This is a genomic window from Mesorhizobium sp. M2A.F.Ca.ET.067.02.1.1, assembly GCF_004023285.1.
Taxonomy (GTDB): Bacteria; Pseudomonadota; Alphaproteobacteria; order Rhizobiales; family Rhizobiaceae; genus Mesorhizobium.
Map to the genome: position 1 here is coordinate 1 of NZ_RZSB01000120.1, position 11,029 is coordinate 11,029.

General features: G+C 64.5%; 11 protein-coding genes and 1 pseudogene. 11 read left to right on the top strand and 1 reads right to left on the bottom strand.

Annotated elements, in window-relative coordinates; all coding sequences use genetic code 11:
• On the bottom strand, nucleotides 1-607 hold a 607-nt coding region (locus tag EOA28_RS11755), incomplete at its 3' end, for an FAD-dependent oxidoreductase (RefSeq protein ID WP_189342020.1).
• A gap of 419 nt (nucleotides 608-1,026) precedes the next feature.
• Between EOA28_RS11755 and EOA28_RS11760 the strand changes: the two genes are divergently transcribed.
• From EOA28_RS11760 to EOA28_RS11810, 11 genes and pseudogenes are all read left to right on the top strand, one after another.
• A complete protein-coding gene (locus tag EOA28_RS11760; protein ID WP_127250147.1) occupies nucleotides 1,027-2,316 on the top strand; it encodes an imelysin family protein in 1,290 nt (429 codons plus the stop codon).
• 60 nt (nucleotides 2,317-2,376) lie between these two features.
• Entirely contained in the window at nucleotides 2,377-2,688 is a 312-nt protein-coding gene (locus EOA28_RS11765) for a (2Fe-2S)-binding protein (protein WP_126079427.1), read from the top strand.
• Nucleotides 2,654-3,139, top strand: a complete 486-nt coding sequence (gene bfr / locus EOA28_RS11770) for a bacterioferritin (protein ID WP_040985970.1) — start codon at nucleotides 2,654-2,656, stop codon at nucleotides 3,137-3,139. The genes EOA28_RS11765 and bfr overlap by 35 nt, the downstream gene beginning before the upstream one ends.
• A gap of 12 nt (nucleotides 3,140-3,151) precedes the next feature.
• The gene (locus EOA28_RS11775) at nucleotides 3,152-4,753 is read left to right on the top strand and encodes a di-heme oxidoredictase family protein (RefSeq protein WP_127250146.1); all 1,602 of its coding nucleotides are present in this window, start codon (nucleotides 3,152-3,154) and stop codon (nucleotides 4,751-4,753) included.
• Nucleotides 4,753-5,847, top strand: coding sequence for an imelysin family protein (locus EOA28_RS11780; RefSeq protein ID WP_189342021.1), 1,095 nt, complete (start codon nucleotides 4,753-4,755; stop codon nucleotides 5,845-5,847). The genes EOA28_RS11775 and EOA28_RS11780 overlap by 1 nt, the downstream gene beginning before the upstream one ends.
• Nucleotides 5,848-5,851: 4 nt before the next feature.
• Nucleotides 5,852-6,958, top strand: a complete 1,107-nt coding sequence (locus tag EOA28_RS11785; protein WP_126079425.1) for a DUF1513 domain-containing protein — start codon at nucleotides 5,852-5,854, stop codon at nucleotides 6,956-6,958.
• 250 nt (nucleotides 6,959-7,208) lie between these two features.
• On the top strand, nucleotides 7,209-7,898 hold the full coding sequence (gene tsaB, locus EOA28_RS11790) for a tRNA (adenosine(37)-N6)-threonylcarbamoyltransferase complex dimerization subunit type 1 TsaB (RefSeq protein WP_126079424.1): 690 nt from the start codon (nucleotides 7,209-7,211) through the stop codon (nucleotides 7,896-7,898).
• Nucleotides 7,898-8,392 carry an N-acetyltransferase gene (locus EOA28_RS11795; protein ID WP_040985961.1) on the top strand — a complete coding sequence of 165 codons (495 nt, stop codon included), beginning with the start codon at nucleotides 7,898-7,900 and terminating at the stop codon, nucleotides 8,390-8,392. The genes tsaB and EOA28_RS11795 overlap by 1 nt, the downstream gene beginning before the upstream one ends.
• 27 nt (nucleotides 8,393-8,419) lie before the next feature.
• Nucleotides 8,420-9,220, top strand: coding sequence for a lysophospholipid acyltransferase family protein (locus EOA28_RS11800; RefSeq protein ID WP_127250145.1), 801 nt, complete (start codon nucleotides 8,420-8,422; stop codon nucleotides 9,218-9,220).
• A gap of 73 nt (nucleotides 9,221-9,293) precedes the next feature.
• Entirely contained in the window at nucleotides 9,294-10,703 is a 1,410-nt protein-coding gene (gene miaB, locus EOA28_RS11805; protein ID WP_127250144.1) for a tRNA (N6-isopentenyl adenosine(37)-C2)-methylthiotransferase MiaB, read from the top strand.
• Nucleotides 10,704-10,790: 87 nt separating this feature from the next.
• Nucleotides 10,791-11,029: pseudogene (locus EOA28_RS11810) on the top strand (phosphate starvation-inducible protein PhoH); the annotation flags it as partial.

Genomic DNA, 11,029 nt, shown 5'->3' on the forward strand with positions numbered 1-11,029 from the left:
GGATGCGCACGCCGATCGCCTCCAGGCGCTGGCGCACATGTGCGGCGATGATCGGCGCCACGGCGCGGCCGAGCAACCGGTCGACGGCCTCGACGACCGTGACGTTGCGGCCGGCGGCCCTCAGCGTCGCCGCGATCTCCAGCCCGATGAAGCCGCCGCCGAGAATGACCACGTCCTCGCTTTGCGCGCTGAGCTCGCGGATCAGGCGCGCATCGGCCAGCGAGCGCAGCGAGACCACGCCGGCGAGGCCGGCGCCGTCGAGCTTGAGCAGGCGCGGCCGCGAGCCGGTCGCAAGCACCAGCCGGTCGAAGCCGAGCGTTCCACCGCCTGCGAGATTCAACCGGCCCGCGCGGGCATCGATGCTGTCGATGCGCATGCCCGGCCGGTAGTCGATGGTGTTGCCCGTATAAAATGCCTCGCCGCGCAAGGGCTGGGGCTTGGCTTCGGGATCCTTGATAAAGGTCTTGGACAGCGGCGGTTTGTGATAAGGCAGTTCCCGCTCGTCGCCGATCAGGACGACGGGCCCATCATAGCCCTCTTCGCGCAGGCTGGCGGCGGCCTGCACGCCGGCATGGCCCGCACCGACAATCACAACCCCGTTCGTCATCGCAATCCTTTTTTGTTTGCAAATCTAAGCCCTTGCGCCAAGTGGCGATTGTCTGCCGCCGCCGCAAGACCCGAGGATCGGGTCGCACCCAGAATGGCTGTCTGTCAATCGAGTCAGCGGCAGTGCTGGCTTAAAAGTTGACATTCGTAGTTTAGAATAATTCTAAACTGTTGTTTCAATTGAATTTTTTCCGTCGCGCCAGTTGACTCCCGGCCTCTCCCTCGCTTTATGGAGGACTGCGCGCAAAGCGTATCCCTTTGATGTTTGGGCCTTGAACCCTTTCGATTGGAGGCAAGAGGGTGTCTTTTTATCGCGAACCGCGCATCGGCGCGGCCACCAATTTTCCCGGCATGCTCATGCCTCGGCGCGAGTGGACGCACGCGCCCTTTGCTGAATTTCCATGGAACTGGAGAAAGATGATGACGGCACGTAATGGCGGCAGGCTCGCTGCGATCTGCGCCACGGCTGCGCTGACGGCGGCGGTTTTCGTGTTGCCGGCGAAAGCCGAGACCGACGCCAAAGCGGTGATCAAGACCTATGCCGACATCGCTCTGGCTAAATACGAGGATTCGCTGACCACCGCGCTGGCGCTGGACAAGGCCGTCGATGCGCTTATCGCCAGCCCCTCCGCCGACACGCTGAACGCCGCGCGCGAAGCCTGGAAGGCGGCGCGCAACCCTTACCAGCAGACCGAGGTCTATCGCTTCGGCAACAAGATCGTCGACGACTGGGAAGGCCGCGTGAATTCCTGGCCGCTGGATGAGGGCCTGATCGACTATGTCGCCAAGAGCTACGGCACCGAGTCGGACGAGAACGCCCTCTACACGGCCAATGTCATCGCCAACAAGGAAATCGAGATCAACGGCAAGAAGGTCGACGCCTCGAAGCTGACGCCGGAATTCCTGTCCGGCACGCTGCAGGAAGCCGGCGGCGTCGAGGCCAATGTCGCGACCGGCTATCACGCGATCGAATTCCTGCTCTGGGGACAGGACCTGCACGGCACCGGTCCGGGCGCCGGCGAGCGGCCCTATACGGATTACGACCTCAAGAACTGCACGGGCGGCAATTGCGACCGCCGCGCCGAATATCTGAAATCGGCGAGCGACCTTCTGGTGTCCGACCTGCAGGAGATGGTCAACAACTGGAAGGAAGACGGCGCCGCGCGCAAGAACCTCACGGACGGTGACGCGAATACCGGCATCTCCACCATCTTCACGGGCATGGGCTCGCTCTCCTACGGCGAACTGGCGGGCGAGCGCATGAAGCTTGGCCTTTTGCTGCACGATCCGGAGGAGGAGCACGACTGCTTCTCCGACAACACCTACAACTCGCATCTCTATGACGCGATCGGCATCCGCGACGCCTACCATGCCAGCTACAAGCGGCTCGACGGTTCCGTGGTTTCGGGTCCGTCGGTGTCCGACATGGTGAAGGCCGCCGATCCGGCGATCGACAAGGAGCTGTCGGGCAAGCTCGACACCACCGTCGCCAAGATGGAGGCCATCAAGGCGCGCGCGTTGGCCAGCGAGGCCTATGACCAGCAGATTGCCGAGGGCAACACCGCAGGCAACGCCACCGTGCAGGCGGCGATCGACGCGCTGATCGACCAGACCAAGTCGATCGAGCGCGCCGTCGGCTCGCTCAAGCTGAACCAGATCGCCTTCGAGGGTTCCGACAGCCTCGACGCACCCGACAAGGTGTTCAAGTAAGTTTAGATCTCGATACCAGCCAAGCGGCGCGGGACCGGCGCCGTCAGCCAGAGCAAGTCAATGCTGATCTGCCATTGCAACATCATCACCGAGAAGGAGATCGAGCAGACGATCATCGGCCTGCTGGATGAAGATCCCTGGCAGTTGATCGTGCCCGCGAAGGTCTACCACGCGATGCGCAAGCGCGGCCGCTGTTGCGGCTGTTTCCCAAATGTGGTGGAAACGATCATTCGGGTCACCGAGAACTACCACGCCCGCTCACAGATGGGCGGCGTGGACATCGTTTCACACCTGGATCGCGTGCGAGGCTTGCGCGGCCAATACGGGAGCAGAACCCATGAAAGGCGAACCGCAGATCATCGAGCGGCTTAATGAAGCTCTGTTTCTGGAGCTTGGGGCCGTCAACCAATACTGGGTGCATTATCGCCTGCTCGAGGATTGGGGCTACACCAAGCTGGCAAAGAAGGAGCGGGCGGAATCGATCGAGGAAATGCATCACGCCGACCGGCTGATCGCGCGCATCATCTTCCTCGAAGGCCACCCGAACCTGCAGTCCGTCGCGCCGCTGCGCATCGGCCAGAACGTCAAGGAAGTGCTCGAATCCGATCTGGCCGGCGAATATGACGCGCGCACCGCCTACAAGCGCTCGCGCGAGATTTGCCACGACGAAGGCGATTTCGTCTCGATGAAGCTGTTCGAGGACCTTTTGACCGACGAGGAAGGCCATATCGACTTCCTGGAAACGCAGCTCGACCTGCTCGCCTCGATCGGCGAGGAAAAGTACGGCCTGCTCAATGCCGACTCGGCCAACGAGGCGGAGTAAGGACATGCGGGAATGCGGCGCCCCGTAGACTTTTCGCGCCGCGCGCGGCGGGCCGCAATCGACGGCCTGCCGCTTCAGAAGACCCCGCGATACCGGACCGGTCGCGGGGCGTCGCTTTTGCTGGCGATCGTGCTTTCCGCACCCACGCTGGCCGGCGAGCCGGCCGCCTTGCCGACGAGCCGCACCGACCTGACGCCGAAGGACCAGGCGCGGGTCCTGGCCGTCACCAGGCCAACGACCGACTTCACCAGGCCTGAGCCGTTCGAGCTGATGCAGGGCGGCGCCGGCACCTCGCGCAAGGACGTCAACCGCGATGCCTTCTCGCAGTCCTCCGCCAACATCACTTTCGAGGAAGAGGGCAATTTCAAGCTCGGCAATGCGCTTTTCCGCAAGAACTGGGTGTCGTCGCCGTCGTCGACCCAGGCTTCCGACGGTCTTGGCCCGCTGTTCAACGAGCGCGCCTGCCAGAACTGCCATTTGAAGGATGGCCGCGGCCGCCCGCCGCAAGGTGATGCCGGATCGACGTCGATGTTCCTCAGGCTCGCGCGCGACGCCAGCAGCGCAGAGGAAAAAGCGGCGCTCGCCGACCACAAGCTGCTGAACTTTCCCGATCCGGTCTATGGCACGCAATTGCAGGATCTGGCAGTTCCGGGCCTCAAGGGCGAAGGCCGTGTGCGCGTCGAGTACTCCGAGGAGAAGGTGATGCTCGGCGACGGCACCGCCGTTGCGCTGCGCAAGCCGCGTTATTCCGTCGAAAATCCCGGCTATGGCCCGCTCGATCCGCGCACCACGCTGTCGCCGCGCCTGACGCCGCCGACGATCGGGCTCGGCCTGATCGAGCAGATCGCGCCAGCCGATATCCTTGCCCATGCCGATCCGGACGATCGCGACGGCGATGGCATTTCGGGCCGGCCGAACATCGTGCGCGACGAGTTGAGTGGTGCGGTGACCCTGGGCCGCTTCGGCTGGAAGGCGCAGACCGCCTCGATCCGCCAGCAGGCGGCCGACGCCTTTGCCGGCGATATCGGCATCTCGACTCCTGAAATGCCGAAGCCTTGGGGTGACTGCACGGTGGCCGAGAAGGATTGCCTGGCCATGCCGAACGGCGTGCAGCAGCGGCTGGGCACGGCCGAAGCCCCGCCGCCGGTGATGGACCTCGTCACCATCTATTCGCAGAATCTGGCCGTGCCGGCACGGCGCGACATCGCCACACCGCAAGTGCTCGACGGAAAGAAGCAGTTCTACGAAATGGGCTGCATTTCCTGCCACACGCCGAAATTCGTGACCATGCGCGGCACGCCCAACAAGGCGCAGGCCTTCCAGCTGATCTGGCCCTATTCCGATTTCCTGCTGCACGACATGGGCGAGGGCCTTGCGGACCGACAACGGGTTGGAGAAGCCACGGGGAGCGAGTGGCGCACCCCGCCGCTATGGGGTATTGGGCTCACCGCGACAGTCAATGGCAATGCCTTTTATCTGCATGACGGCCGCGCCCGCACGCTTGCCGAGGCGATCCTGTGGCATGGCGGCGAGGGGCAGAACGCCCGCGACCGCTTTGCCGGGGCGGCCGCGACCGATCGCGATGCGTTGATCAAATTCCTGGAGTCCCTCTGATGCTAAAACGCGTCGCTCTGATGTCGAAATGCCTGGTCCTTGTTCTTCCTTTCCTTCTGGCCGCTGCCTTGCCGGCATCAGCCGCGGTCAAGGCTTCCGACGTCATCGAGCGCGCGATCGATGGCTTCGTCCGCCCCGCCTATGCCAGTCTTGACGAGCATGCGGCGGGCCTGGCCAGGGCGATGCACCAGCTTTGCGAAGCGCCGTCCGAAATCAATCTCGAAGCGGCGCGCTCGGCGTTTTCCGGCACGGTCGAGGCCTGGTCTGTGGCCGAGATCATCGCCTTCGGGCCGATCAAGGAAAACAACCGGCTGGAGCGTATGCTCTATTGGCCGGACCGCAAGAGCATCGGCCTGAGACAAGTGCAGGCCACGCTCGCATCGAAGGACCCGTCGGCCACCGATCCGGTGCAACTGGCGCAAAAGAGCGTCGCCATGCAGGGCCTCGGCGCGCTCGAATACGTGCTTTATGGCGACGGCGCCGAAACGCTTGCAGGGAAGGACGAGCCCTATCTTTGCGCCTATGGCGAGGCGGTCGCCGGCAACGTCGAAACCATGGCCGGCGAGGTGCGCGATGCCTGGCAAAAGCCCGACGGCTTCGCTTCGCTCTGGGCTCATCCCGGCCCGAAGAACCCGCTCTACCGCGACGGCAACGAAGCGGTGACGGAACTGGTCGGCGTCTTCATCAACGAGCTGGACATGATGCGCGATGTGCGGCTCAAGGGCTTCCTTGGCGCCAAGCCGGACGCCGACAAGCCAAAGCAGGCGATCTACTGGCGCTCGCGGAACACGGCGGCTTCGCTGGCCGGAAATCTCTCCGGCATCGACCAACTGTTCCAGGCTTCCAAGCTAGGCGATGCGCTGCCCGCCGACGCGCAGTGGATGGCCGAGTCCATCCACATCCAGCTCAGCAACGGCGTGACAACAGCGAAATCGATCCCCGGCCCGATCGACAAGGCGCTCGCCGACCCCGCGCTGCGCGACAAGCTCGAACATTTCGCGCTGATCACCTCGAGCCTGTCGACCTTGATCGGCACCAGGATGACCGCCGAGTTCGGCCTGACCGCCGGCTTCTCGTCGCTGGATGGGGATTGATGCCGTGAGAACTCCCCTCATCGACCGTCGCGACTTCCTGTGCGCCGCGGGCGCTGGCTTCGCCGCCGCCATGGCGCCGCGCGCCTGGGCCGACACGCTGGCGGCGGACGCGGTGTTTGCCACGGCTTTCGTCAAGCGCGACGGCAGTTTTGGCGCCGCCGTGCTGTCCGAGGCCGGCAAGATCCTGCACAGCATCGATCTGCCGGACCGCGGCCACGACGTCGCTTTCGATCCGGTGTCGAAACGCTCGGTCGTTTTTGCCCGGCAGCCCGGCACTTTCGCGGTCGTCTTCGACCATGCCGGCCGCGACAAGCCTTTGACCATTGCCAGCATCGCCGGCCGGCATTTCTTCGGCCATGGCGTGTTCTCGCCCGACGGCGCGCTGCTCTATGCGACCGAAAACGATTTCGACAACGCGGCCGGTGTCGTCGGCGTCTATGACGCGAAGGCCGGGTTCAGTCGCGTCGGTGAGTTCCCGACCTATGGCATGGGCCCTCACGAGCTGCTCCTGCTCGGCGATGGCCGAACGCTGGCTATCGCCAATGGCGGCATCGAAACCCATCCCGACTATGGCCGCGCCGAGCTCAACATCGCGACGATGAAGCCATCCTATACGCTGGTCGACCGCATCACCGGCGACCTGATCGAAAAGCATGAATTGCCGCCGGCGCTTCATCAGCTTTCGATCCGCCATATGGACCGCGACCAGGCGGGCACCGTCTGGTTCGGCTGCCAATATCGCGGGCCGGCGACAGACCGCCCCGCGCTGGTTGGCCGCGCCGCGCGCGGCAAGGAACTCGAACTGGTGGAGATGCCGCAAGACGTGCTCTCCGGCTTCCGCAATTACATTGGCTCGGTCGCCGCCAATGCCGTCACAGGCACGATCGCCGTCACCTCGCCGGAGGGCAATTCGCTGGCTGTCATCGATGCCGCCAGCGGCCGCGTGGTTGCGACCCGGTCTCTGGTGGAGGTCTGTGGGCTTGCGCCTGACGGCAGCGGCTTCATGGCGACGACCGGCGCCGGCGAGATCGTCGGCGGCGCCGGCGCCATCCGTTCCGAGCCGGACTATGTCTGGGACAACCATATGCTGCGCATTGTCGCGACGGCGTGATCGCCGCGCCTGGAGCAATTTCCGGGAAAAGTGTGAGCGGTTAGGTTCGGCGCGTTCGCCGTTACCCTCTGTCCGGAATTGCGTCAAAACAAAGAGATAGGGCGGCCCGCCGTTTCCGTGAAACGGTGAAGCGCTCTAGAAGCAAAGCCGCTTAACATTTCTGCGCCCTGGCCCTTGCGGCGGCGCCCCATGCCGGGCAGAGGGAATTGTGTTTCGATCCGTTCGTTAACCGGCCCATGAAGCTGCCCGTATGAAGTTGCTTGCCATCGACTGCGCCGCCAGTCTCTGCGCCGCCTGCGTTTATGACGCAGACGCGGGGAAGGAGCTTGGCCGCGAGCTGCGCGATCTCGGCAAGGGGCACGCCGAGCATCTGATGGCCGTCATCGAGACCGCCCTGCAAGCTGCCAGCGTCGGCTACCCTGACCTGGACGCCGTTGCCGTCTCGATCGGCCCCGGCTCCTTCACCGGCCTGCGCGTCGGCGTATCGACCGCGCGCGGCCTGGCGTTGGCGCTGAAAATCCCGGCGATCGGCGTGACGACTCTGGAAGCCCTGGCAGCCGAGGGCGCGAAGGCTTTTCCCGGGCGCGCGGTGCTTGCAGCGCTCGACGCCGGGCGCGAGGAAATCCATGCGGCGCTCTATGATAGAGCGTTAGCCAAGACTTACGGACCATCCGTAGCTACGCTTGCCGAGGCGGTGGCCATGGCCATCAGCGCCGAAGCGGTGCTTGTCGGAACCGCCGCGCCGCGGATTGCCCACGCGGCAGGTCGTGCCTTCGACACCGGTCCGGTCGCCGCCACCGCCGATATTGCCACCTATGCCAGGCTGGCCGCCGCCAAGGGACCCGGCGAGAAGCCGAAGCCGCTCTATCTGCGTGGCGCCGACGCCAAGCAGCAGGCGGGTTTCATTCTGCCAAGGCAGGACAAGGGAAGCGAACCCTGATGCGCATTCCGTTCTTTCAGCCGCGCCGCAGGGATTATGCGCTGGAACCGCTGACGGTCGCCGACAGCGCCGCTGTTTCGGTGCTGCACCGCGAGGATTTCGTGCGGCCCTGGACCGATGGCGAGTTTGCGGCGCTCCTCGAACAGGACACGGTCTTCGGCTATGCGGCGCGGGAAACAGGTCAGGGCTCCAAGCCGCCGGTCGGCTTCGTGCTCGCCCGGCTCGCAGCCGGCGAGGGCGAGATCCTGACCGTGGCCGTCGCCCGCAGCCATCGCCGCCAGGGCCTTGGCTGGCAATTGATGGACGCGGTGCTGCGCGAGCTTCATGCGCAGCGCGCCGAAGCGCTCTTCCTCGAGGTCGACGAGACCAATGCGCCCGCGATCGGGCTCTACCGCAGGCTCGGCTTCATCCAGGTCGGCCATCGCCCGAACTATTACCGTTCGACCGAGCACGGCCCGACCGGCGCGCTTGTCATGCGCCGCGATCTTCGCTAGCCAATCCGCGCGATAGGGCCGGAGCGAATGATCGAGAAATTGCGGATTTTCCTGGCGCTCTTCTATGTGGTCGTCTGTTCCCTGGTGCTGGTGCCGCTGCAGATCCTGTCGATGAAGACGGGGCTGTGGCCCGAAACTGTCATCCTGAAGATCTGGCACAGCATGATCCTGCGGGCGCTGGGCATGCGGGTGCATGTGACGGGCAGCTTGGCCGAAGACCGCCCTCTGCTGGTCGCGGCCAACCACATTTCCTGGACCGATATCATGGTGCTCGGCTCCTTCGTCGATGTGAAGTTCATCGCCCGGGCCGACATGGAAGGCTGGCCGCTCATCGGCATGCTATCCAAGCTGCAGCGCACCGTCTTCATCGAGCGCGAGCGCAAGCGCACCTCCGGCGACCAGGCCAGCGAGATCGCCAAGAGGATGGCGAAAGGCGACGCCATGGTGCTGTTCGCCGAAGGCTCGACCGGTGACGGCAACCTCGTGCTGCCGTTCAAGAGCACCTTGTTCGGCGCGGCCTCGATGGCAATCTCGGAGGGCGCTGCGGAACAAGTCTTCATCCAGCCCGTGGCGATCGCCTATACGCGCCTGCACGGCATGCCGATGGGTCGCCGCCATCGGCCGATGACCGCCTGGATCGGCGACCAGGATCTGATGCCGCATCTCAAAACCCTGCTTGCCGAAGGCGCGATCGATGCCGAAGTGCATTTCGGCCAGCCGGTGCCGTTCTCCAAGGGTTCGAACCGCAAGGAAACGGCGAGGCTGATGGAAGCCAAGGTGCGCGAGATGATGCAAGGTATCCTCGCCGACCCGGCCAAGAGCCGGTGAAGTCGAGGCGCACGACGGGCCACAGGGCAGAATCGTCTGTTTTTTGTCACGGAAAGGCGCTAGAAGCCGCCCGATGGAACTGAACACGATTGAAAGCCATGGCATCGGCGCTGCCGCCGAGCGCTCGGCCGCCACTGACCGCACGGCGAAAAAGGTCTTCGTCAAGACCTATGGCTGCCAGATGAACGTCTACGATTCCCAGCGCATGACCGATGCGCTGGCCGCCGACGGCTATGTCGCCACCGACGCCGTCGAGGACGCCGATCTGGTGCTGCTCAACACCTGCCATATCCGCGAGAAGGCGGCGGAAAAGGTCTATTCCGAGCTTGGCCGCATCCGCGACATGAAGGCCGAGCGCGCCGAGGCCGGCCGTGAATTGCTGATCGGTGTCGCCGGCTGCGTGGCGCAGGCCGAAGGTGCGGAAATCATCCGCCGCGCTCCGGCGGTGGATCTGGTCATCGGCCCGCAGACCTATCACCGGCTGTCCGACGTGCTGGCGCGGGTCCGCGGCGGCGAGAAGGTCGTCGAGACCGAATACGCCATCGAGGACAAGTTCGAGCATCTGCCGCAGCCGAAGCGCGCCGAATTGGCAAAGCGCGGCGTCACCGCTTTCCTCACGGTGCAGGAAGGCTGTGACAAGTTCTGCACCTTCTGCGTGGTGCCCTATACCCGCGGCGCGGAGGTCTCGCGCCCAGTGGCGCAGATCGTCGCCGAGGCCGAGCGGCTGGCCGAGGCCGGCGTGCGCGAGGTGACGCTGCTTGGCCAGAACGTCAACGCCTGGCACGGCGTTGGCGACAATGGCGAGGAATGGGGTCTCGGCCGCCTGCTGTTCCGGCTTGCGGAAATCCCCGGACTGGCGCGGCTGCGCTACACAACCAGCCATCCGCGCGACATGGACGACGAATTGATCGCCGCGCATCGTGACCTGCCCGCCTTGATGCCCTATCTGCATTTACCGGTGCAGTCGGGCTCCGACCGGATTTTGAAGGCAATGAACCGCAGGCACACGGCACGCGACTATCTGGCGCTTATCGAGCGCATCCGCGCCGCCCGTCCCGACATCGCCATGTCGGGCGATTTCATCGTCGGCTTCCCCGGCGAGACGGACGAGGATTTCGAAGCGACGCTGAAGCTGGTGCGCGAGGTGGGCTACGCCTCGGCCTTCACCTTCAAATATTCGCCACGTCCTGGCACGCCGGGCGCCGAGATGGACGGCCATCTTTCCGAAACTGTGAAGGACGAACGGCTGCAGCGCCTGCAGGCGCTGATCAACGATCAGCAGCAGAATTTCATAGCCAGCGTGGTCGGCCGCACCGTCAGCACGCTGATCGAGAAGCCAGGTCGCCGCCCCGGTCAGATTCTTGGCCGCTCGCCATGGCTGAACCCGGTAATTGTTGACGACAAGGCCGGTGGAATCGGTGACATTATTGATGTGCGAATCACGAAGACAGGCCCCAACAGCCTGTTCGCCGAGTTGGCCTAGCCACAAGCCTCGGCAGATGAGGAGAGACGGTTGAGCGCTGCCGAACTGAAGAATCCGCCCCAGAACCAGGCGTCCGGGGCTTCCGACATGGCGCACATCGTACTGACCTTCGACAACAACAAGCTTGCCGGCGCCCTCTACGGCCAGTTCGATGAGAACCTGGCGCGGCTCGAGCAGAAGCTCGGCGTGGATATCCGCTCGCGCGGCAACCAGCTTGCGATCAAGGGCTCGGCTTCGGCCGCCGAACAGGCGCGCCGCGCGCTGGATACGCTCTATGGCATCCTGCAGAAGGGTGTCGACATCGGCCAGTCGGATGTCGACGGCGC